General features: G+C 38.8%; 23 protein-coding genes. 15 read left to right on the top strand and 8 right to left on the bottom strand.

Annotation, left to right across the window (positions count from 1 at the left end; all coding sequences use genetic code 11):
* The first annotated feature begins 185 nt into the window (after window positions 1-185).
* From GAB14E_RS13755 to GAB14E_RS13820, 15 genes are all read left to right on the top strand, one after another.
* A complete protein-coding gene (locus GAB14E_RS13755) occupies window positions 186-2,888 on the top strand; it encodes an HzsA-related protein (protein WP_081967782.1) in 2,703 nt (900 codons plus the stop codon).
* Window positions 2,889-2,896: 8 nt separating this feature from the next.
* Window positions 2,897-3,682, top strand: coding sequence for an SH3 domain-containing protein (locus tag GAB14E_RS13760; RefSeq protein WP_081967781.1), 786 nt, complete (start codon window positions 2,897-2,899; stop codon window positions 3,680-3,682).
* Entirely contained in the window at window positions 3,652-4,329 is a 678-nt protein-coding gene (locus GAB14E_RS13765; protein WP_033081897.1) for an outer membrane beta-barrel domain-containing protein, read from the top strand. Before GAB14E_RS13760 ends, GAB14E_RS13765 begins: the two co-directional genes overlap by 31 nt.
* Window positions 4,330-4,394: 65 nt before the next feature.
* Complete coding sequence (locus tag GAB14E_RS13770; RefSeq protein ID WP_231562017.1) at window positions 4,395-4,946, top strand: TlpA family protein disulfide reductase; 552 nt, start codon at window positions 4,395-4,397, stop codon at window positions 4,944-4,946.
* A 3-nt stretch (window positions 4,947-4,949) separates the two neighbouring features.
* Window positions 4,950-5,198: a DUF4266 domain-containing protein gene (locus GAB14E_RS13775; RefSeq protein WP_081967780.1), complete on the top strand. Its 249-nt coding sequence runs from the start codon at window positions 4,950-4,952 to the stop codon at window positions 5,196-5,198.
* On the top strand, window positions 5,185-6,342 hold the full coding sequence (locus GAB14E_RS13780; protein ID WP_052093614.1) for a DUF3570 domain-containing protein: 1,158 nt from the start codon (window positions 5,185-5,187) through the stop codon (window positions 6,340-6,342). Before GAB14E_RS13775 ends, GAB14E_RS13780 begins: the two co-directional genes overlap by 14 nt.
* Before the next feature lie 46 nt (window positions 6,343-6,388).
* The gene (locus GAB14E_RS13785; protein WP_033081896.1) at window positions 6,389-6,940 is read left to right on the top strand and encodes a hypothetical protein; all 552 of its coding nucleotides are present in this window, start codon (window positions 6,389-6,391) and stop codon (window positions 6,938-6,940) included.
* A 6-nt stretch (window positions 6,941-6,946) separates the two neighbouring features.
* The gene (locus tag GAB14E_RS13790) at window positions 6,947-9,079 is read left to right on the top strand and encodes a tetratricopeptide repeat protein (RefSeq protein ID WP_033081895.1); all 2,133 of its coding nucleotides are present in this window, start codon (window positions 6,947-6,949) and stop codon (window positions 9,077-9,079) included.
* Entirely contained in the window at window positions 9,079-12,306 is a 3,228-nt protein-coding gene (locus GAB14E_RS13795; RefSeq protein WP_033081894.1) for a tetratricopeptide repeat protein, read from the top strand. Before GAB14E_RS13790 ends, GAB14E_RS13795 begins: the two co-directional genes overlap by 1 nt.
* Window positions 12,284-13,210, top strand: a complete 927-nt coding sequence (locus GAB14E_RS24065) for a tetratricopeptide repeat protein (RefSeq protein ID WP_052093613.1) — start codon at window positions 12,284-12,286, stop codon at window positions 13,208-13,210. The genes GAB14E_RS13795 and GAB14E_RS24065 overlap by 23 nt, the downstream gene beginning before the upstream one ends.
* The gene (locus GAB14E_RS13800) at window positions 13,203-13,538 is read left to right on the top strand and encodes a hypothetical protein (protein ID WP_033081893.1); all 336 of its coding nucleotides are present in this window, start codon (window positions 13,203-13,205) and stop codon (window positions 13,536-13,538) included. The genes GAB14E_RS24065 and GAB14E_RS13800 overlap by 8 nt, the downstream gene beginning before the upstream one ends.
* A gap of 153 nt (window positions 13,539-13,691) precedes the next feature.
* A complete protein-coding gene (locus GAB14E_RS13805; protein WP_197061181.1) occupies window positions 13,692-14,345 on the top strand; it encodes a MotA/TolQ/ExbB proton channel family protein in 654 nt (217 codons plus the stop codon).
* A gap of 4 nt (window positions 14,346-14,349) precedes the next feature.
* Entirely contained in the window at window positions 14,350-14,913 is a 564-nt protein-coding gene (locus tag GAB14E_RS13810; RefSeq protein ID WP_033081892.1) for a biopolymer transporter ExbD, read from the top strand.
* Window positions 14,910-15,440 carry an ExbD/TolR family protein gene (locus GAB14E_RS13815; protein WP_033081891.1) on the top strand — a complete coding sequence of 177 codons (531 nt, stop codon included), beginning with the start codon at window positions 14,910-14,912 and terminating at the stop codon, window positions 15,438-15,440. The genes GAB14E_RS13810 and GAB14E_RS13815 overlap by 4 nt, the downstream gene beginning before the upstream one ends.
* Before the next feature lie 2 nt (window positions 15,441-15,442).
* Complete coding sequence (locus GAB14E_RS13820; RefSeq protein ID WP_033081890.1) at window positions 15,443-16,402, top strand: AgmX/PglI C-terminal domain-containing protein; 960 nt, start codon at window positions 15,443-15,445, stop codon at window positions 16,400-16,402.
* Between the two features lie 44 nt (window positions 16,403-16,446).
* Here GAB14E_RS13820 and GAB14E_RS13825 read toward each other — a convergent pair whose 3' ends face one another.
* The 8 genes from GAB14E_RS13825 to GAB14E_RS13860 all read right to left on the bottom strand — a co-directional run bounded on the left by GAB14E_RS13825 (window position 16,447) and on the right by GAB14E_RS13860 (window position 24,137).
* A complete protein-coding gene (locus GAB14E_RS13825; RefSeq protein WP_033081889.1) occupies window positions 16,447-17,316 on the bottom strand; it encodes a substrate-binding periplasmic protein in 870 nt (289 codons plus the stop codon).
* Window positions 17,316-18,059 carry an adenosylmethionine decarboxylase gene (speD, locus tag GAB14E_RS13830; RefSeq protein WP_033081888.1) on the bottom strand — a complete coding sequence of 248 codons (744 nt, stop codon included), beginning with the start codon at window positions 18,057-18,059 and terminating at the stop codon, window positions 17,316-17,318. The genes GAB14E_RS13825 and speD overlap by 1 nt, the downstream gene beginning before the upstream one ends.
* 14 nt (window positions 18,060-18,073) lie before the next feature.
* Window positions 18,074-18,478, bottom strand: a complete 405-nt coding sequence (locus tag GAB14E_RS13835; protein ID WP_033081887.1) for an OsmC family protein — start codon at window positions 18,476-18,478, stop codon at window positions 18,074-18,076.
* 134 nt (window positions 18,479-18,612) lie between these two features.
* On the bottom strand, window positions 18,613-18,957 hold the full coding sequence (locus GAB14E_RS13840) for a DUF3802 family protein (protein WP_033081886.1): 345 nt from the start codon (window positions 18,955-18,957) through the stop codon (window positions 18,613-18,615).
* Between the two features lie 122 nt (window positions 18,958-19,079).
* Entirely contained in the window at window positions 19,080-20,195 is a 1,116-nt protein-coding gene (gene astE / locus GAB14E_RS13845; RefSeq protein ID WP_033081885.1) for a succinylglutamate desuccinylase, read from the bottom strand.
* Window positions 20,196-21,674, bottom strand: a complete 1,479-nt coding sequence (gene astD, locus GAB14E_RS13850; protein ID WP_033081884.1) for a succinylglutamate-semialdehyde dehydrogenase — start codon at window positions 21,672-21,674, stop codon at window positions 20,196-20,198.
* A gap of 152 nt (window positions 21,675-21,826) precedes the next feature.
* Window positions 21,827-22,843: an arginine N-succinyltransferase gene (gene astA, locus GAB14E_RS13855; protein ID WP_033081883.1), complete on the bottom strand. Its 1,017-nt coding sequence runs from the start codon at window positions 22,841-22,843 to the stop codon at window positions 21,827-21,829.
* 82 nt (window positions 22,844-22,925) lie between these two features.
* Complete coding sequence (locus tag GAB14E_RS13860) at window positions 22,926-24,137, bottom strand: aspartate aminotransferase family protein (RefSeq protein WP_033081882.1); 1,212 nt, start codon at window positions 24,135-24,137, stop codon at window positions 22,926-22,928.
* Window positions 24,138-24,172 lie beyond the last annotated feature (35 nt).

Raw genomic sequence — 24,172 nt, 5'->3', positions numbered from 1 at the left:
CTTAGTTGCGATAACATATGGTAACAATGTTGTCACAGTGTATACTAATGATGATCAAACGAGCAAACAAATTTATTGTTGGGAGTGTCTCAAATATGAGACAGAACAAGGGATTAGGAAGGTTTTATCATTAATAAGTTAAATATTATGTTGTTATTTATTAACTGTTTATTAGGTATATTGCAATGAATCTAATGTCATGGATTTACTGCTCTATCTTGGTGGTTTTTTTACTTACTGGCTGTAATGAACAAGCAATAAGTACAGATGAACAAGTCGATCCTGTATTAGTTGAATACCCCGTTGTTTATATTGAACGAAGTATCAATCGAGTGAGTGACGACGATTTAACTCCGGTGACCTTTTCCCCACGTAATCCAGCACAATTTAATGCCGGCGCTCGACTTATTATAAAAAATAACGCTTTTGCGGACTCCCCAAGTACTACTCTTACCTCTGAGCTATTTACTGATGAGCAAGGCGAAACTCAGGCTATTGATATTCGCGATTTAAGCGTGTCGGCAGATGGGCAGTCTTTTTTGATTTCTATTAGGGCGCCAGAAATAGCAGATGCTGATGAAAACGAACAACCTAAGTGGAATATTTGGCGCTATCAGTTAGCTGATAAAAGTTTTCAGCGGATTATAACGAGTGATGTTGTTGCCGAGCAAGGCGATGATCTGATGGCTTCATTTCTTCCCGATGGGCGTATTATCTTTGCCTCCACTAGGCAACGTTTATCTCGCGCGATATTATTAGATGAAGGTAAACCGCAGTACACAGCATTAAATGAGTCAGGACAAGACTCTGCTTTTAATCTGCATATTATGCAAGCAGACGGTAGTGATATTAAGCAAGTTAGCTTTAATATGAGCCATGATTTATATCCTTTAGTTTTACAAGATGGTCGTATCTTATACAGTCGTTGGGATACCATGGGCGGTAATAATAAAATTAATTTATACCGGATGAACCCTGACGGTACTGATAATCAGCTAGTTTATGGCTGGCACTCACATCAAATAACGTTAGATGATGAAAATCATGTTATTGAATTCGTTAAAGCACAACAAATGCCTAATGGCGATATATTACTATTAGTTGCGTCAACGGATGATGAGATTTATCAAAAAAGGCCCATGCTAATTAATATCGGGCAATTTATCGATAACCAACAAGCGATTGATAATGAAGTAGTAACTTCTTCTGCACAATCAGCAGCACAAAAAGACTTATTTACCGATAGCTTATATAACTTTAACTTCTCTGATGAAATTAATACTGCCGGCAGGTTAAGCCATTTATTTCCATTGCCTGATAGTAGCGAGCGTTACTTGTTAAGTTGGGACTTATGTCGAGTTACCATAGATGCAGAAATAAAAGCCTGTGGACAATTATCAGAGCAAGAGTTAGCACAAGAAGGACTTGAATTAGCATCTCCTTGGTATGAGTTGTGGCTTTACAATGGTAAAACGAATACTCAGCAAGTGGTTGCTAAAACAACTGAAGGTTACATGCTTAGTGAAGCGATTGTTATGCAAGCATCTGATAATCCTGCGACCTTTGTCGCCGATAAATCTTTTGGTGCTGGGCTTACCGTTGAATTAGCGAATGAGCAGGCTGCTGCTATTCATATTCGCAGTGTTTACGATATGGATGGTGTTGACTCATCAATACAAGCAACTAACCCCCTAGGCATTATTTCTTTAAGGGATCCAGCCTTAACTACAGCGGCACAGCTACCAGCACGATTTTTACGTATTGTTCGCGGTGTGCCACTACCTCCTGATGAAGTGAGGGAGATAAGTAATACCGATTTTGGTAGAAGTAGAAATCAATTGATGCGAGAAATCATTGGTTATACGCCAATCCAACCGGATGGCTCAGTTAAGGTAAAACTCCCCGCCAATGTGCCGTTTGCTATTAGTGTGCTTGATGCCAATGGTCAGCGAATTGGTGGCAGACACAGGCAATGGCTAAGTGTAAAGGCAGGAGAAACATTAGAGTGCCATGGCTGTCATACTGGGCAAAGCGAATTACCGCACGGTAGACCTGAGGCTCAACCTGCCAGCATCAATGCTGGCGCCAATCTCGGTGGCGTCGCTTTTAGTAATGCCAATCCAGATATTATTCCTCTGCAAGCACAAACCATGGCCGAAGCAGATGAGATGGTTAATGGTTTAGCTCAGCTATCCGCGGATATTCGCTACATTGATAAATGGACAAATTCAGATATTTCAGCGCTAAACCCTGAAATAAACTATAGCTATCAAGAATTAGCCACACAAGCTCCTGCTGGCAGTGACTGTTTTAATAATTGGAACGCTTATTGTCGATTACAAATTAACTATGTCGCGCATATTCAACCGTTATGGCAATTACCACGTCAAGTCTTTGATGAGCAAACGGCAGAATTGCTCAGCGACAATACTTGCTCAAGTTGTCATAGTCCACTTGATAGCGATAACTTAGCGCAAGTACCTGCCGGACAGCTAGATTTAAGTGATAGTGTATCTATCGATGAAGTTGATCATTTAACGGCTTATCGAGAATTAATGTTTAACGATGCGGAACAAGAAGTTATTGATGGAATAGTGATTGATAAGTTAATTGAAGTGCTTGATGCTAATGGTAATATTGTTTTTGAACTTGATGCCCAAGGAGAGCTAATTCTTGATGCAGCGGGAAATCCAATACCCGTATTAACCAATATTACTATACCTGCAGTATTATCAACTAATGGTGCTAATCAAAGTAGCCGTTTCTTTGATTTATTCAAAGAAGGTCGGCATAAAGATATGTTGTCTGTCCATGAGTTACGCTTACTTAGCGAGTGGCTCGATATTGGTGGCCAGTATTACAACACTCCCTTTTATAGCCAAGATTAAGCTGATAAATGAAATATTTTTTACTAAATAATAGACTAACGACCGCGATCAGAACATTGGCTCGAACTCTGTTGTGTTTACTGATGTTTTGTTTCAATGGGCCGATATTGGCTGAAGAGCAAGGTAAACGTTCCTTGTTAATCGATGTTGCCTTTGTTGAATTACATTCTGGTCCAGGTATTGGTTATCCAGTATTACATGTGGTTGAAAAAGGTGAATATCTAACCATACAGGTACAGAGAACGAGTTGGCTTAAAGTTACCGATAAACGCGGTAATACTGGCTGGCTTCATCAAGATGAACTATTAGGCTTAACCACGCTTGCAGGAGACAAACTGACTAGCGCTGAAATATCATCGAGCGACTTTCAAAGCAGAAACTATGAAGCAGGTGTTATGTATGGTGACTTTGCTGGTGCACATTTTTACAACGCCCAAATCGCCTACCTTTTTACTCCAGTTTTTAGTGGTGAGTTATCGGTTGGTAAGGCATTAGGCACTATTTCAGATAGTGATTTATATGAAATGATGTTAATTAGTCAGCCACTGCCAGAGTTATTAGTTTCCCCTTATCTTGCTATAGGTGGCGGGATGATTAAAACGAGGCCACACAGCGTTCTGGTTGATAGCGAAAAGCGACAAGATACGCTAATGAGTGCCGCCTTTGGTTTAAAATATCACTTAGCACGAAACTTTTTATTACGAGCGGAATATAAGTATTCGTTAGTATTAACGGATAGAGATGACAATGAAGAGATTAAAGTATGGAAATTAGGTTTCAGCGTATTCTTTTAGCAACGTCTTTGAGTTTATTGGTAACTCTGAGTTTAGTAACACCAACAAGAGCCAGTGAATCAGTAGAGCTCCTTCAATTTAGCGAGGATCCAACGGGTGAGGTTGATGTCGATGTTGACAGACGAACCGTAGTTGAAGATATCTTAGATAATGAAAATTTTGAATTAGGTGTGCAATTAGGTGTGATGTCTATTGAAGACTTTGAAACTAATGGCTGGGTGAGTGCTCACTTCGCTTACCATATTACTGAATTTTTCTATGCTAAAGCACGTTATGGGCAATCTGAAGCGGGTCAAACGAGTTTTGAAAAACTAGTGAACGTGCCGCCATTACTTACTGACGAACAGCGAAAGTTGCGTTATTACGGTTTAAATATAGGTTACAACTTAATGCCCGGTGAAGTTTTCCTTGGTAGAGACTTTGCCCTTAACAGTATCTTTTCTATTGAATTAGGTGGTGGTACAACGGAGTTTGCCGGGGATGAAAAGTTCACTGTTAATTTAACGGCTAATTACCGAGTGTTCCTGACTGATTGGCTCACTTGGGATATTGCTATGAGTGACTATATTTTTGATACCAGTATTACTGGTGAGAATAAAACCAGTCATAATTTAAATTTTACTACCGGATTTGCTTTTTACTTTTAGCGGTTTTACTTCGAATCTTCACTTCAAGTAAAGTAGCCGAAAATTAATTTTTAAGGATGTATTGAATGCCACTATCAGCTGAAATTAGAACACTGCAAAGCAGTAAATTGCGCGTTTTCTCACTTAGCGCCACCATTATGAAAAGCTTGTTGGTGAGTTTGCTTTTATTTGCAACCAATGCTAATGCCTTGGAACTAGGTAAACCAGCGCCTGACTTTACCTTAAAAAGCATGGCAGGCACTAACCTTAAGTTAGCTGAGCAGCGTGGTAAAATAATTGTCATCAATTTCTGGGCTTCTTGGTGTGGCCCATGCCGTAAAGAAATGCCTGTTTTACAAAAATTCTATAACAAATACCAAGATCTCGGGGTTTCTGTTTGGGGGATTAATGTTGAACAAGAAAACCAAGCTGGACGAGATTTTTTAGCCGATTTAAATCTAAGTTTCCCCATACTTTTCGATGCAAGTAATACTATCTCAGCGACATACCAAGTTGAAGCTATGCCAACAACTATCATTGTCGATAGGGATGGCTTGGTCAGGTATGCGTTTAAAGGTTATAAACCGGGTTATGAAAAGAAATATGCAAAAGCTATCAAAAAGCTGATCAGAGAATAAGTGATGAGCAAGATAATAAAACTAATATTGCTACGAATTTTACTTTGCTGCTGCGTAGTCAGTGTTACCGGTTGTGCCAGTATAAATATTGAGCCTTGGGTAAAGCCTTATGAGCGACAAAACTTAGCTGATCCTATTATGAGTAATAACCGACATCCTATTGCCAATATGCATATTGCTCATGTTTATGAAGCGCGAGAGTCATCAAGAGGTGCTGAGGGTACTGGCGGGGGCGGATGTGGCTGTAATTAGTATTCGCTCAGTATTATTTAGCTTTGTTATCGCTTTACTTGTTATATGTATCACAAGTGAAGAATCACAAGCCGCAGTTCTCCAGCCCGATCGCATAGATGTGCTTTATCACAGCTATGATGGCGGCGGCATGAAAATTGACGGACCAGCAATCCTACTGCGTAAAAAGACCAGTGAAACATTTGCTGTATCGGCTTATTATTATGTCGATAGTATTTCGTCGGCCTCGGTCGATGTGATGAGTACAGCAAGCCCCTATACTGAAAAACGCAAAGAAGCACAGTTAGGACTCGAATATTTGCATGAAAAAACCTTGATGGATATCAGCGTTAGGCAAAGTGCTGAAAGTGATTATTTAGCCAAGTCAATAAACCTCAATATTTCACAAGATACCTTTGGTGATTTAACTAACTTAAGCTTAGGGTTAGCTTATAGCGATAATGAAGTTAAACGTAATGGCGATGAGTTTTTTAACGAACAAAGTCAGCAATATCGTTTAAGAGCGGGCATTAGCCAAATATTAACGCGTAACTTGTCAATGAACTTAAACTTTGAAGCGGTTGCTGACGAGGGGTATTTAAATAACCCTTATCGCAGTGTGCGTTATATTGATAACACTCAGCCATCAGGCGTGGGTTATCAAAGCGAGGTTTACCCTAATACCCGTAATTCTTTTGCCAGTAAAATTTCAGCCAGTTATTATCTGCCTTATAGGGCTGCACTTTTTGTGCATTACCGCTATTTTAGTGATAGTTGGCAAATAGATGCCACCGATGTTGAGGTCTCCTATCGACATCCTATAGCCGATGTTTTTGAAATAGAGCTGAAAGTGAGGCATTACCAACAAACTCAAGCAAGTTTCTACAGTGATCTTTTTGCTTATCAAGATGCACAGAACTATTTAGCCAGAGACAAAGAACTTAGTGAGTTTGACGATCTTACGGTTGGTGTAGGTTTTACCTACTTTGTCCCGCAAAAATATTCTTTTGGTGATTTACGCTCAGAAGCTTCATTACAGTGGGACTATATTAAATTCGATTATAAGAATTTTAGAGACCCCACTGCCGGCGACGTTGTAGGTACTGAACCTCTTTATGGTTTTTCAGCTAATGTTATTAGGATTTTTTATAGTCTTTACTTTTAAAAGTTTTTAAATGCTTTTTAAATTAATGCTCAGGTAGTTATTTAATATGAAAATATATAATTTTTTTAAAACAGTCACAGTTTTGATCTTGGCTGTTAGTTTCAATTGCTATAGCTTTGCATCAGAGACTAATACTTCAACAGAGTCGAGTACTGAGATAGCAGAGCAACTTGAACAATTAAAGTCTCAAGTACTGCAACTCAACAGAGAACTGTTTATCTTGGAGGAAGATTTATTATTTCCTGCGAGTACACAAATTGCAGTCTTTGTTTCTGTGGATACAGGACAATTTTTTGCCATTGATAGCGTTGAAGTAAAAATTAACGATAAAGATGTCGCTGGGTTTTTATATACCAAAAGGCAGCGTGAAGCATTAGAGCAAGGTGGTATACAAAAACTCTATTTAGGAAACCTGAAAATAGGACAGTATCAGTTAACGGCTATCTTTACTGGTGTAGATTCAGAAGGGCGTATGGTAAAAAGAGCGGCAGAGTATCAATTTGACAAAGACGATGAATCTTTGATGATTGAGCTTAAGGTCGTGGATGATACTAAAACCTACAGAAGCCAAGTGTTTGTTGAAGAATGGGTTTTATAATTTACTATGAGCATTAAAGAAAACTTTACTCTATTACTTACATTATTACTGGTCTTATCCGGTCAGGCAGCCGCTGCCTATAGCCAAAATGATCAGAGTGAAAAAAGCGCTCAACATGTAAAAAATAAAGCCGTTATTAAAACAGATCTACAAGATAAACATTACCGTCAGGCGCTTTACTTTTACTTTCAAGGTGAGCAGGAGCTGGCGTTATCTCAAGTAGAACAAAGTAAGGCCAAATTAACTCACTTAGATAGTCGTTCTGCTTTATTCGAAGCAGGCTTACAACTGTCAGCAGGCTTATTACAGCAAGCGAAAGAAACTCTAGTTAATTTTGATAGCCTACTTGATACTGAAAAACGATTAGCAAAGACTAGTGATAAATCAGCTAAAGCAAATGAATTAAGGTTGATTGCCTTATTGTCATTAAGTAATCAATATCTATCAAATGGGGATATTAACCAAGCGAGAGATACTTTAGCGCGAATTAAGTCGGTATCCTCTACCTATTATCAGGAATACCATGTGCTCAATCAGTTGGCTTATTGGCCTGATGGTAATTCTTTATTACTGGTGAATCCCTCTGAAATTACTGATGAAAGTTATAATGCAAGCACCCCTTATATTCAATTAAATGAAGCATTAAGGTTAATTGAATTAGCTCAGCTTGATGCAGCACAATATGAATCAGCCATTAAGGCATTAACAACAATTAAAGTCAGCAAGTGGTATCAAGAAAAGCGTAACTTTTGGAAAACATTATTTTTGGATGAAGCAAGTTTCTCTAGCAGAAATGAAAAGAAAAAAATGGCTGTTTTACAGGAACAAGCGATTCAAGATTATGCACAACTGTTACTGGCACAAATTTATATCAGTCAAGAACGTTATAATCTAGCCTTTAGCGAATTAAAAACCTTTCCAGAGCAAAGCCCTTACGCTGAGTCGGCATTATTTTTATTTGCCTTTGCTAGTCAACAAGTTCAGCAATACGATATCGCCTTTCATTTATTAAACTTACATTATAAAAACTACCCTTACTCTCAGCTTAGTTGGCAGTCGGCTGAGTTATTAGCACAGCAGGTGAGCGAGCAGCAATCACTTGCTCAAGGTGTTAGTGTTTATCAATCGGTGGAACATTTTTTTCTAAAGCAGCAACAAGACCTTGTTGAATTTTCTACTTCTTTTGACAAGAACCGCAACTTACTCGACTTCTCAGCATCGAATAAGCCAAGTTCGATAAATACGATTAGTCAACTGACTCAACTGAGTAAGCATAATTCAGGGCAGACATCCGATTATCTGCCGCAATCGGTCTGGTTACAGCAAGCGCTATATGATGCAGAGTTAGCTAGTTTATACCAAGGCTTAACGGTTATTGATAAACAAACAGCAAAGTTAGATATTTTACTTGATAAAACAGTTTGGTTGGCTGAAATTATCAGACTTAATCAACAACGCAAAGCAGATATTATTGCTGCTCAAACAATACGTGCTCAACAAGGCGTTTTTGCACAGCTGAAAAGTGAACGAGACCGTTTGGCTAAATTACTTACCAAGCAATTAGCGAATAAACAAAGTACAGCATTTGCAAACGAAGAAGAAAGTCACTGGCTTGATCGGATAGAGCGAAGCAATACCGTATTGACTGCTATTGGCGAAAAGAAAAACACCCAAGAATATAAAGAACGTTTAGCACGAGTGACGGGAGTATTGTCATGGCAACTAGCAGAGCAATATCCTCAGCGTTCTTGGCAACGTAAAAAGCAATTGCAGCAATTAGATAGCGCTATCGCTGGCGTTACCCAACAGAAAAATCAAGTTACAAAAATATCAAATAGCCAAGGAACTCTAAAGCTTAGTATTGAAAAGCATGAGCAGAGTGTGCAAAAGATAAAGTTGTTGTTATCGCAATTTGAGCTCTTACGTGAAAAGCTCAGTGTAAAAATAAGAGAAAAAGTTAGACTTTATATCGATGAACAGGGCGTTGTGTTAGCCGAGCACTTACTTAGTACTCGCCAAGGCATGGCAAAAGTATTGGAGCGTATGGCAAAAGCAGATAAAAGGTTATCACTGAAATTAGCGCCGTCCGCTAAGTTAATTACGCCAGAAAAAATATCGACAATAGCGGGGGGCCGTTAATGTTGTTAGTTTTTCAAAAGGCAGGTCACTTTTTATTAGTAAGCCACTCGTGGTTAAAGTTAGCGTTAATTGCCGTGTTTTCTTTCGTTTTATTGGGTTGTCAAAGTACACCAGAAAATGGTAATTCAACACGAAAAACTTTAGCCGACTTGGCCAATGATCAAGCATCAATTGAGATTGATGCGATTACTTTAAGTCGTTCGCAAAGAGCCAGCAAACTAGCACAGTTATACCAAACAATATTGACCTTAGAGCCTGACGAGGAAGTAAGAGCACAAATAGAATACCGTATAGTGCAAATGAATACCCAAGCTTATGAGTTAATTGATGATCAAGCATTTACTGACGAGCAAGGATTGCAAAAATCGGATGCAGCGCTCAATGCATTGATAGTATCCTATCAAGACTTAATTACTCGATTCCCTGAGCGAAGTGATAATGAATGGATGCAATATCAATTGGCTAAAGCGCTTGATTTGCAGGGCAAGTCTAAAGCAAGCTTAGTGCAAATGGAGGCTCTACTCGCTAAATATCCGCACAGTCAATATAGCGATGAATTACATTTCAGACGCGGCGATATTTATTATAATTTTCAAGCTTACCCTGCTGCGTTGCAAGCTTATTCCTCGGTAAGTAAAGCAGTAAATACTGCGGCTAATAATGGTACTTATTACATCAATAGTCGTTATATGTCAGCTTGGGTGCTTTTTAAGTTAAATCGCTTAAGTGATGCTGATATTGAGTTTATCTCCTTGCTTGATTATATCGTTGAACAAGAAAAACTACATGCTTATCAAGATGATTTTAGTTTTGATAAACTCAACCCTCGCTACACTAGTTTAGTGGCAGATATACAACGTGTTTTAAGTATTTCCTTGAGTCAGCAGCAACAGTCTGAATCCCTGGTTGCACTAATAAAACAGCAACAAGGCCTGACTAACTTACAGCTTTACCGTCATATTCTCTTTAAAAACCTGGCGGATTTCTTAATTAGTAATGAGCTTAAATATGATGCCGAGTTAGTATATAAAGCTTATATCACTCTAGAGCCAGATAGTATTTGGGCGGCGCGCTATTCATTGGAATTACTAGCGTTGCTTGAGCAACAAGGGAAATACAGCGCAAGTAGAACGTTAAAACAAAACTACGTAAAACAATTTGGTCTTCAAAGTACTTTTTGGCAGAAGGCACACGCTGCTAAGGTTAATGAAAGTTTAACTCAGCGTGAAATTAATGATGAAATTTTACCTCACTTATTAGACTTTAGTTACCAGCACAGCCGCCGACTTTATGCCCAAGCGCAACGCTTAACGACTAAAAATAAGCGCCGAATAGCGTTTATAAATACCAGCCTTGCACTTGAAACTTACTTATCATTGGCGAAACTTCCACAGGCGAATTACCAGAAAAATAAACCTAAATTGAGTAAAAGCTTGTTAGCGGATGAATTACTCTTTGCCGATGCTAATTTTGAAGCTCAACAGTATCCGCAAGCATTAAGCACTTATCAACTTATCGCCTATCAAAAAGAGTTTAAAGTCACTTTAGGTAAAATTATAGGATCAAAACCTTTAACATTTAATCAAATGCCGGTGAGTCAAATAGAGGGCACAAACAAGGCTGCAAATAAGTTACGCCTTGAGGCAGCTTATGCGGCAACATTAACTACCCGACAAATGCTTAAAGAAGCTAAGGTTAAAACGACAGATTCTTTAACTACAACAGGTTTAAGTGATAAGCAGAAAGCCTTGTTATTAACGCGTAATCAGCTTGATCAACAATTTGTTGCCAGTTATCCAAAAGATAGTCGTGTTTTAAGTTTAGCAACACAAGCGACGCAGTATGCTTATAGCGCTAAAGATCACCTGGCGGTAAAATATTACAGTGACTTTATCCTGCAAAGTCATTTGGTTATACCTTTCCCCTCCCCAGAATCGACAACAACGCCAGAGCCGAAAGTTTATTTACCAATTAAGTTAGCTAAATTAACAAAAATAGCTCAGCAGCAGGTACAAATAGCCAGTCAATTACAGGCGAATAGTTTTTATCAACAAAAATATTATATTCAGGCCGAGTCGGCTTACCAGCTAGCCATTAGCTATGTAAAAAGTACTAATAATGTACAAAGGAAAAAGTATAAAGAAATGCGTGAGTTATTGGCATCATGTATCTATTTCCAAGCGCAAGCTTTAGCAAAAGAGCAACCATTGTTAGCCGTGCAAGATTATTTACGGGTTGGGAAAGTTGTACCTGAGTCATCATATAGATTAAATGCAGAGTTCGATGCCGGTAATATTTTGTTGGCGCAAAAGAAATGGCGACAGGGCATAGAGGTACTCTCTGATTTTAAAAAGCGCTATCCAAGTCACGAATATAGCCGTTCAATTTCAGCGAAATTAGCCAATGCTTATGAGAATACTGGTCAGTGGCAGTTAGCCGCAGCACAATTATTAATGATGATTAATGGTGTTGAAGCCGCTGGTTTTTCTAGTGAGCTAAAACGAGAAGCACAATATAGCGCAGCACAATATTACCAAAAAGCGGGCAATACCGATAAAGCGTTAACCACTTACCGCACTTATGCCCATAAGTACCCTGAACCTTTTGTTGTTGCACAAGAAGTACGTTTAAAGCTCAGTGAGTTTTATCAGCAGAAGAAGGATACGAACAAACAGTATTTTTGGTATCGTAAAATTGTTAAATATCATGATATCAAACTAAGAAATTCAAAGACTGAGATTACCGCAAGAGCTGAATATTTAGCGTCTTTTGCGGCATTAGGTCTAGGTAAAGCGCATCAGCAAACCTTTACTTGGACAAAGCTAAAACTACCGCTCAATAAAAGTTTAAAACGTAAGCAGTCTGCGATGAAATCAGCGATTGACTATTATCAAAAGGTTTTAAGTTATCAACTAGCTGAATTTGTACCGCAGGCTTCGTTTAATTTAGCTACCATGTATGGTTTATTGGCGAGCGATATTATGTCTTCAGAGCGACCTGATGATCTTGATGAATTGGCGTTAGAAGAATATGAGTTTCTATTGGAGGATATCGCTATCCCTTTTGAAGACAAAGCGATTGAAATACATACCAACAATGCTCAGCGAGCTTGGCAAAACGTATTTGATGCTTGGGTTGAGCGAAGTTTTAGTGCACTGGCTGAGTTAGACCCTGCACAATATAATAAACAGGAACGTAAGAGTCATGTTATTCAAGCTATTTACTAACGCTACTGGTGGTCGTCAAGTGTTGCAGCCAACTAAATTAATTGACTCAAGAATATCAACCAAAGCGGTTGTTATGGCTATAACGTTAGCATTATGGCTGAGTGCTTGTAGTTCAAAACCAACAGAGCATGAAAGCCAAGAAAATGGTGTAACAACGCCTCTTGTTGTTGATGAAAGCATTAGCAAAGAAAGTTTAATTAAAGGCAATGATGCAACAGAGGGAACCCCACAAAGCAAGCGAGAACCAGCTATCAATCTGTATTTACAGCAACAAGCTGATAATCCGATAATTGTTGCTGCGAACGTGCTTAAAGATTACCAACAAGCAATTAGCTTGATGGAAGAGAAAAAGTGGCCGCAAGCACAAGCACTGTTTGACCAGGTGATTTTGGCTCAACCGCAATTATCAGGCAGTTATGTTAATAAAGCGATAATTGTTAAACAAGAAGGTAAGTTGCTAGCAGCGCAAGTATTACTTAATAAAGCGATTGCAGCTAATAGCCTTAATTTGTATGCCCACCACTTACAGGGAAAGGTTTATCGTTTGCAGGGAAAATTTGAGCAAGCCGAGCAAAGCTACTTAGCAGCTCTGGCTATCTGGCCTGACTTTGCTGAGGCGCATGCCAGTATGGCTATTTTATTAGAGCTTTATCGCGGTCGTTTACTTGAAGCTCATGGTTATTATTGTTCATACCTCCTGTTAAACAGTGATGATGAAGAAGTAAAACGTTGGCTGGCAGGATTAGAAATAAAAATAAAACGGGCTGGTTTAGAAATTCCTAAAGCTGTCCCTACGTTAGTGGAAGCACAGATAGCCGAAGCGTCTGTTGAACTGAATTCAGATGATGAACAGAGCATTGATAATAAAACCGCGCCGCCAAGTGAGGAGCCGAATCATGAATAAGTATTTGCAACATATGATGTTAGCTTTGACGACTTGGTTCTTTTTACCTCAAATGGCGCAGTCTGCCGAGGTTAATCCATTAGCAAATAATACTAGCAATATTAAGGTAAAGAAGAATGCACCACTGATCATTCAAAGTCAGGTAAAAGGCTCGCAAGAGCAGCCTAATGTTATTTATATCATGCCATGGCAAGGTGTTGATCAGGTCATTGAAGTGAAAGGTAAAAAACGCACAATAAAGTTACCCCATTTCAAACCGATTAATCCTAAGGTATTTAAAGAGCAAGTACGATTTTTTGCGAATAAGCAACTCGCTGTAAAGCCTTAAGCCATGACTAAAGAAAGAAATAAAGTGTAACAGCGATAAAAACAGAACAATAAATTATTATGAAATTACGTTTATAGCCTCAAATTTCAAGGCTATAAAAAACTAACCGCAAAAATTTAAAAACATTATTATAAAAATATAAAGGAAAGCAACATGGGTATTATCGACAGCATCATCACTTTTTTACAAACGGGTGGAACATTTATTTACCCTATCGCCTTAGTTTTAGTGATTGGTTTAGCTATTAGTATAGAGCGTTGGATTTATTTAAGTGCAGCATTAAGAACCAACCGTAAAGCCTTTGCTCTACTGAAAGATTCACTTAAAAAAGGTGATATTGAGACCATTAGCAAATACGCCAAAGAAAATTCAGCACCAGTACTTGATGTACTACAATCAGGCATTGCCCGTTTAAAGTCGGTAAAACGAAGAGAAGATGTAGAATACGCCATGGAAGAAACGATGATGGAGTATATGTTACGTCTTGAAAAACGTACGCCATTTCTAGCCGTGTTAGCTAACATTGCCACATTACTTGGTTTGCTTGGTACTATTATGGGCTTAATCGCGGCTTTCTCTGCGGTTGCTAATGCTGATCCTGCTGAAAAAGCTAACTTGCTTTCTTCAAGTATTTCAGTGGCGATGAATACCACCGCTTTTGGTTTGATCACCGCGATCCCGTTGATATTACTTCACACCAGTTTAATGGGGAAAACTGCCGCTATAGCTGATTCATTAGAAATGGCAGGCATCAAATTATTAAACTCGCTTTCTTTTGGTCAGTCGTCTGACGAACACCGAGGCTAAGCAAATGAGACGTCGTCGTCGCATTAATACCCCAGAAGCAGAGCTCGATATCACTTCATTTATGAACTTGATGATTGTGTTAGTGCCGGTGTTGCTGTTGAGTTTGGTATTTTCTCAAGTACGTATTTTAAACTTACAGCTGCCCGCTGCAACGCAAGCCGCAAATAATCCTAAAGATGAGCCTAAAGTTTTGGAATTAATAATCACCCAAGCAGGTTTTGATTTGAACTATCCTGCGGGCATTTTATTGAAGAAATTTGATAAAACAGCACAAGGTTATCAGTTTGCTAAGCTGTCGACTTATTTGCAGGACTTGAAATTAACCTTTCAGCAAAATAAGCACGATAAAAGTGACATTGTTTTGTTACTTGCGCCAGAAATCGATTATCAAACGATAGTATCGACTATGGACACTGTACGCTCTTTTAAAGCGGTAGTTGCTGCAAACTTAGTTGATGCTGAGCTTTTTCCACAGATATCCTTAGGAGATGCTCCTGAAGCAATCACGACTGAATCAGAGGTTCAATCAGGGATGCAAGCTGAGACTAATACGGGGAGTAAGCCATGAAGCAGTCTTTTAAAGCGAAACGTTTAGCAAAGCATCATAAGCGCTTTAGTGCTGGCTCTAAGTTGAACCTAGTCTCGTTGATGGATATCTTCACTATTTTGGTATTCTTTCTTATTGTTAACCAATCAGAAGTTCGGGTACTGCAAAATACTAAAGAAATAAACTTACCAGTGTCTATTGCTGAAGAAATGCCGGCTGAAAATGTATTAATTACCGTGCTACCACAAAGCATAATGATACAAGAGCGAGTTATATGGCAGCAAGAAGATGCAATAAAAAAAGTGACTGAAGAGCTTAATTCTGGCCTTATCAAGGCTATAAAAACTGAATTAAGTTACTTGTCGACAAAGCGTCCGTTATTAACCGACAACGAAACTAAAAATGGTCGTGCGGTTACTATTATTGGTGATGCTAGTGTGCCGTATCAAGTATTGAAACAGATCATGGCAGCTTGTGCTGACAGTGATTATCGTAATATGTCTTTAGCTGTTAAACAGGTAGCTAAAAGTAAGATAAAAAGGGGCTAATAATGACAACAGCCACTTTTGCATCGAATCCTTTACCTAGTCATGCACCTAAGAATAGCGATGATTATATCAACGTATTTCAGGATACTACTCAAGATAAAAAGTTCACCCGAATTTTACAAATTCTAATTGGTCTTTATTTACTGATAGCGGTAGTTGTACCTTTTATTGAGCAAGTTGAAGTATCACGTGAAGTAAAAGAAAAGGTACCAGTACAGCTAGCAAAAATTATGCTAAAAGAAAAAAAGCTGCCAGTCCCTGAAAAAGAAAAACCGATAGAGGATAAAAAGCCTGAGGAAATAAAAGACAAAAAAGAGAAAAAAGTTGAGCCACCAAAGACTAAACGACAAGCAGCAAAACAAAAAGCCCAATCATCGGGTTTAGCGGCGATGAAAGATGAACTTTTTGCAATGCGCGATGCCTTTGAGGTAAAACCCGCGAGCACAACAAAGTTAAATAAATCGAGTGCAAATGAAGTTAAAGTTCAGCGTAAGTTACTGGCAGCTGCCGCCAGTACGCAGAGTTCAACACTCTCTGCTGCTAATACTACTCAAACAGTGGCAAGTGCTGAGCTAAGTACGAGGAACTCTCAACAAGTTCGTTTATCTGCAGAGGAGATATTAGCAAGTACTGATACCGCAGTTGCAGAGTCATTAGCAGCACAAAAATCAGGACAGCGCTCCGAAGTGGTTTTAAGGCGAACACTTGAAGCAAATAAATCTCGTCTTTATGCACGTTACAATCGTGCGTTACGTAAAGACCCTTTTTTAAAAGGCAAAGTATTGTTTGAGTTAGAGATCTTACCTTCAGGCAAAGTGAACAAGGTAACCATTAAATCAAGTGAATTAAATAACCCTAAGTTAGAGCGCCAACTGACTATGATCTTACGTGCTATTAAGTTTAGTGAGGAAAGTGTTGGCATTGTGGTGACTATCTGGGCAATAGATTTTTTGCCGAGTTAGCGAGTAATTAAGGTCTTTGATTTTTTATTGCAAAGGTTATTAAATTAGCTGTCAGTTGATAAGTGATATGAAATCATTAACTTATTAATATATGAAGTTTTTTTCAAGGCAGTTAATTTTTTATCAAAAACAGACATTATCTCAGCTATTTTGTCTTTTTTTGTATTGATGGGAGTGAATGCCATATAAATAGGGGCTTTCGAAACGCAGCCAGCTACTTTAATGCTATTTTTTTTGTGCTGTTTATGTAGAGCAAAGAGTGTACTGTTTTTAGTAAACAGAAAGCTATGCATGCGCTTTTTCTCAAGTTTAGCAAAGCTTTGCGCTAAGTAGCGTTCGTGATATGGCTGGAATTGAAATTGATACAGGTGGCTTTTAACATAACTATTTAGCTCTTCAATCGAAGTATCAGTGGCAATACCTATTTGCAAGCCCTTTAGAGAGCTAACCCCTTCATAGCGCCATGTCGATTCAGCGAGAGTAAAAAAACACATTTGTTGATAACCAACAGCTAGTTGCGGATAAAGTAAGTTGGGAGCCTCACTTTTGGCTGGTGATAATAAAGCATCGGCTTTACCTAAAGATACATTTTTAATGGCGCGTGACCACGGATATATATCAATCTCTAATTTATATGGCGTATCTTCAAATATTTTTTTGACTAGTTCTATCACATAACCAGGACGGTTTTTATCTAGACAAATTTGTGGACACCAATCGATGGCACTTATCTGTATTATTTCTTTGCTGTTTTCTTTGCTGTTTTCTTTGTTAATTTCATCTGCTAAACACTGAAATACAAACCCAGGCAGCAATAGTGCGATAATGGCTATTTTTTTCGGGCTTAACCTGAGAAAACCTCGCAGTTTAGAGGGGGTTTGTTTAGGTATCGGTTGAACGAACACTTGATACATTACGACATAAAAAGCTCGTTGAGCTCTAACTTCAGTGCGCCTACAACATCTGCTTGTTGAGCGCTTGCCAGCTCATTTTCACCCAAACCAAAGAGGTGCTTATTCAAGTCGATAATACGCCTGGCTAATTTACAATGAAACAAGTTATGTGTTGTCATAACGCTGTCTTTTAGTCGATAATTCTCAAGGGTACCTTTGGCTAAGTGATCACTAATTTGAGCAATATCATGATCGCAGAAGTGTTTCTGCCCATTTTCATCACGTGTCATGCCTCGAACGCGATAGTCTATATCGACTACATCGGCGGAGAAGGCCTCAATCACATAATCTAATACCTTTAACGGTGAAATAACGCCACAGGTTGATAGTTCAATATCGACTCTAAAAATAGCTATGCCATTTTGTGCTGTTTCTTCTGGATAGGTATGAATACACAAATGACTTTTATCTAGATGAGCAACTAAAGACTCAGGTTTTGCTTCTTCAGATATCATTAAAGTAACACTCGCCCCTTGGGGAATGTAATCTTGGCTAGCTATATTTAATACATTACCACCGATGGCGTGACAAATTTTAGTCAGTAAAACTTCAAGGTTTTGGCTGTTATAGGTGTTATTGATGTAGATGTTATAGTTTTTAACGGACTGAGCCGAAGGTAAATAATGCACCCTGTATAACGAAAAACTTAAACTTTTGGTTAAGTTATTAAAGCCATACAGGGGGATTTTATTATCAATTTTCATACAGATAAATGACTTTACTGGTCAATTATTTCAAAGTCATGAGTAATTTCAACTTTTGCATTTAACATTAAAGCGACAGAGCAATATTTGTCAGCAGATAAGCTTACCGCACGTTCGACATGTTTTGCAGCAACATCAGTGCCGGTGATAACAAAATGTAAGTGAATTTTCTCAAACAGCGCTGGCACGCTATCGGCACGTGTACCATCAAGTTCCACACGACAACCACTAACTTTTTGTCTAGTTTTCTTTAATATGCTGACTACATCTACCGAAGAACAACCACCAAGGGAAACTAATACACTTTCCATAGGGCTTGGTGCTAAATTGCCACCATTAGCGTCTAATACCATAGTATGACCACTCTCTGTGGTACCCATAAATAATTCTTCACCTAACCATTTTACTTGTGCTTTCATCGTCTACTCTTCTTGTTATTATTGTCAAAGGGTTGCCCAAGTTGATGTATAACCATCAATTGGAATGTGTCTAAGTCATTGTAATAGGGCACTGCGTTGAATTAACACAAGCTATTTAAGTAACCCTGTTTGGGCTAGTCTTTATGGATTACGCTATCAAACAGGTTTTTGATTAAACCCGCAAATTCTTTTATGAAAGCTTGTTGAGCATCATTAACTGGGTTGTTGATTACACCAGAGAGGATCTCTTCTAAATCATATACTATGGCATCAACTTCACGAATAATGGCATTACGTTGATTAAAGGTTAAATCTTGGTTTTGACTACAAACACTGATGATTTGTTCGCACAGTTCAACTTCAATGGCTGACATTACGGTTTCGTTAGCTTTTTCGGGCGCTGTTGAGTTTTCAAATAAGCTGAGATGTTCTGTAAGGTACTCAATAATTTGAATATAACCGTCAGTGTCTGTAACCATAATAACTGTACTTACCTTTGCTGATGAATAGTACTTCTGTTTGAGTATAGCAGTTAGTGTAGCGTTTTTAGTTCGTGTGAATCAATAGACCTTTGTAACAAAGGTCTATATAGCAAAATAGCTTATGATAGTGTTGTTGGCACCACCATTAATACCGCACGTTGACCATTGCCCACTTTTGCATTTGGAAAGACAATGCTCTCACCAGCTAGTGTTGTTCGGTACTCTTGTTCAGTATCAGTCGATAATAGAGTATCTACCGGATAATCAGTGAAATTACTAACATCATCACCGATAAATAGCTTGAAATTATCGCTAATCTTAGTGATATCACCAAGGGCTGTATATAAGTTAAAGTCTTTATTATCAAAGTCTTTTAATAATAAGTCTTCATCACAAATAAGCGCGGTTAGCTTTTCTGTCATGGCAGCGAAGTTAGCCATGTTATTTTCACCAAAAGCTCTAACTTTACCTAACTCTACGGTAAACGCATGGGCTGAAAAATTAGCACTACTGTAATAAGAGAATGTGCCAGTAGCTCCATGACCAAATAAAATAGTATTTACCCCACACCCAGCCATAAAACTTAGCTGTTCTTTGTCCCAAGGTTTATCACCTTGATAAGGGTAAATAGCAAATTTTTCATGTTTTGAATTTCTAATCGCTGTATGCAAATCATAATGATAATTCGTTACTTCGCTATCACTAACGTCCGTGCCAGTATTGAAAAAATCACTGACATAAGTCTCTAGCTTTTCAGCGCGATCTTTTTCAAAACAAGGGGAGATATCTTTATGTTTACCACAGAACAAGCGGTTTAAATTTTCTGTTTGAAAGCGCTTGGCAATATTCATCGCCACAGGGTTGCCCATGATAAATAGAGTACGGTGCTTTACTTGAATTTTTTGTGCAACAATATCACTAATCAATTGTTGCACGATTTCTATAGGTGCAGTTTCATTACCATGAATGGCAGATGAAATGACAATAGACTTACTTGGCTTCGTTGAGTTTTCAGGCTCAACTAACAAGATACCAGTATCCAATAAGCTAACTTTCGCTTTGTTAACACTAAAGCTGAGTTGATTATCTCGACCAGCTTGCTCAAAACCTAGCTCAAACTGGCGTGTTAACGAGATAAAGTCGCCAGCTTTTAGAAACTGCTGGTAAGCTTGATTAAATTCATCACCGTTAATGTCGGTAAGTTCTTGTGAAGTAAGTGTATTGTCGTTTTGCATTTAGAATTTCATACCAGGTGTTAAAGTTTCAGGTAAGCTTACTTTTGTCGCTTCTACAGAAGCGATAGGGTAGGCACAATAATCAGCGGCATAAAATGCACTGGCTCTGTGGTTACCACTAGCGCCAATACCACCAAATGGTGCTGCGCTGCTTGCGCCCGTAATAGGCTTGTTCCAGTTAACAATACCGGCACGAATGCGAGTAAAGAAGTGGTTGTAAGACTCTTCGCTGTCAGATAACAAACCAGCAGATAAACCAAAACCAGTGTTATTAGCTTCATCAATAGCTTTATCGAAATCAGTGTAACGATAAACTTTCACAAGAGGACCAAAGTATTCTTCATCAGGGATATCAGCAATAATGTCACTAACATCGATAATGCCCGGTGAAACAAAACCAGTACCTGCTTCTAGGTGCTTAAGCTCAACAATTGACGTTGCGCCAAGCACGAGTAATTTTGCTTGTGCATCTACTAAGCTAAGAGCAGCTTTTTCAGAGATCATAGAGCCCATAAATGGCTGCTCTTTATCATCATAATAACCAATGGTTAAGTTTTTAGTCACTTCGATTAGACGAGCTAAAATAGCATCACCTTGTTCATTGGCTTCAATGAATAAACGACGTGCACAAGTACAACGTTGGCCAGTAGTAACAAAAGCAGATTGCACAATGTCGTGTACAACAGCATCAATATCGCTAACACCTTTAACAACAAGTGGGTTATTACCACCCATTTCTAATGCAAGGATTTTACCTGGTTGACCGGCAAATTGTTCATGTAATACGTGACCAGTAGTAGAGCTACCAGTGAAAAACAAACCATCAATAAGTTTATGGCTAGCAAGAGCTTTACCTGTGTCTACTTCACCTTGAACTAGGTTGATAACACCGTTAGGTAAACCAGCTTGTTCCCAAAGTTTTAACATTTCTTGGGCAACACGAGGCGTTAATTCACTTGGCTTAAATACAATAGTATTACCGGCAATTAATGCTGGCACTATATGGCCATTTGGTAAGTGACCAGGGAAGTTATATGGGCCAAAAATAGCAACAACACCGTGAGGTTTGTGACGGATAAAGGCTTTGGCGCCAGGCATAGGGTTTTCAACTGTACCCGTACGCTCGTTGTAAGCTTTAAGAGAAATAGCTATTTTAGCTACCATAGCGCCTGCTTCACCAGTAGTTTCCCACTTTGGCTTGCCTGTTTCTAAGGCAATGGTTGTTGCTAAGGCATCTTTGTTTTCAGCTAATAACTCAGCAAATTTTGTTACCACAGCTACACGTTCTTCTAAGCTAATGTTTGCCCAGCTTTCAAATGCTTTACGAGCGCTTAATACCGCTTCGTTTACTTGCTCAGCACTGGCTGTTTTACCTTGCCAAATAACTTCATTACGCGCGGGGTTAGATGAACTAACATCATGACCTAAACCTGCTTGCCATTGACCATTAATAAATTGAACTGGATTTGTGTGAGACATGGTATTTCCTTCTCATTGATAGTGGTGACAGAGAGTGTCGCTGTCACCATTAGTAATTTGATCAGTGGCTTCATTGATAAATGATAGCCACGCTAAATCGTGAAGTTGTTTTGCTAAGCAAAAAGTCTGCGTAGCTAGGTATTAATTTGGCGCTAGTTTGCTACTAAGCGAACCCAATCGCCTTCTTTAACCATTAATGCATCAGCAACTTCTTGACTGATAACCACTTGGTTGGCGGTATCACGTAACGAAAGTGGTGCTTGCGTGGCTCTAAAGTTCTCAACCTGGCTATTACAGATAATGTAATTATCAGTAGATTGCACTTCACCTATAATTACTTGGCAACGCTTACTATGATTTACTGTTCTAATGTTGTTAACGTGTGATTCAACGGTTGGACCACCGTCAAAAATATCGACATAACCGCGTCTAGCAAACCCTTCAGCTTCTAATAAGCGCAGTGCAGGCACCGTTTTAGGATGTACTTTATCAATTACATCTTGTGCTTCTTTACTGAGCAAATTCACGTAAATTGGGTACTTAGGCATTAACTCAGCGATAAATACTTTTTTACCTATACCAGTCAAATAATCAGCAGTAGGGAAGTCCATAGAGAAAAAGTGTTCTTCAAGCCACTGCCAAAATGGTGAGCTACCGTTCTCATCTGAGATACCACGCATTTCTGCAATAATGGTGTCAGAAAAACGTTCTTGGTGCTCGGCAATAAACAGAAAACGAAAACGCGATAAAAAGCGGCCGTTGTTATTTTTACGATGACTGTCACTTAAAAACAGAGTACAAATTTCACTGGCGCCAGTGTAATCATTACACAAAGACAGCGTTTCAACAGTATTGTAAATATTGAGCTCACGTGAGCTATGCACAACTTTACCTAAGTGGTAATGATAAAAAGCATCGTCTAAACCTACCGCTGCTTCAATGCCACTGGTACCTACAACTTTACCTGTTTCGGTATCTTCCATAACAAAAAGATAACCTTCGTTGCCGGGTTGGCTAACGTCTTTAACAAAAGATTCTTCGGCTTTGCTGATACGTTGTTGAAGTAACTGTTCATTCACAGGTAATGAGGTAAACCCATGACCAGAGTCAACTGCAATTTGGTATAGGGATTTAAGGTCACTTTTTTTAATAGGACGTACAATGATCATAATTGCTCTCGATGAAAGGAGGAGGCTAGCTGTTTAAATCGGTGTGACTTAAATAGCTAGCTTTAGCATTGGCTAGTTTGGATTAAACTAAGCTAGCGATAGCTTTTTCAAAGCGTGCTAAACCAAGGGTAATATCTTCATCTGGAATAACTAGTGAAGGGGCAAAGCGAACAATGCTTGCGCCGGCAACTAATACCATTACGCCTTCAGCCATAGCTGCATTTAAAAATGCTTTTGCTTGGCCTTGGTATTTATCATTTAATACCGCGCCAATTAACAAACCTTTGCCACGAATTTCAGAGAAAACATTATATTTAGCGTTAATTGCGTTTATGCCATCAACATAAATTTTAGCCTTGGCTTTGATACCGGCTAAAACTTCCTCAGTATTCACTGTATCAAGCACTGCTTCAGCAACAGCACAAGCTAATGGGTTACCACCGTAAGTACTACCGTGTGTACCAATTTTAAGGTGCTTAGCAATATCTGTAGTAGTAAGCATAGCGCCGATAGGGAAACCGCCACCTAAACCTTTAGCTGAGGTTAAAATGTCAGGAGTAACACCTAGGTCCATGTATGCGTATAACTCGCCTAAACGGCCAACACCTGTTTGAACTTCATCAAAAATTAATAATGCATTGTGTTGATCACATAAAGCGCGAACACCTTTAATGAATTCATCTGTTGGTGAAACAATACCGCCTTCACCTTGCAATGGTTCAATCATTACCGCACAAGTCTTATCAGAGATTAAGGCTTTTAAGCTATCAAGGTTGTTGTATTCAGCATGATCAATGTCACCTGGTTTAGGGCCAAAACCATCAGAGTAAGCAGCTTGACCACCAACAGTAACGGTAAAGAAAGTACGACCGTGGAAACCTTGCTTAAAAGCAATGATTTGTGATTTATCAGCACCATGTACGTCTAATGCCCAACGACGTGCTAACTTCAATGCTGCTTCGTTTGATTCAGCGCCTGAATTACAAAAATACACTTTTTCAGCAAAAGTACTATCCACTAGTTTTTTAGCTAAACGTAATGCTGGTTCGTTAGTTTGAACATTTGATAAATGCCAGATTTTCTCGCCTTGCTCTTTTAAAGCACCCACTAAAGCAGGGTGACAGTGACCTAAAGCATTAACGGCAATGCCGCCGGCAAAATCAATATATTCTTTGTCTTGTTGATCCCACACTCGAGAGCCTTGACCGCGAACAGGAATAACCGCTGAAGGTGCATAGTTTGGCACCATTACTTCATCAAATAATCCGCGTTCAACTGAAAAATGTTCTGACATTTTTAAAATCCTCATTTATAAGTGGGTAATGTTTT

It is taken from the genome of Colwellia psychrerythraea (assembly GCF_000764185.1).
In the GTDB taxonomy this organism is placed as follows: Bacteria; Pseudomonadota; Gammaproteobacteria; order Enterobacterales; family Alteromonadaceae; genus Colwellia; species Colwellia psychrerythraea_B.
This window is presented reverse-complemented; position numbering and strand designations above follow the sequence as displayed.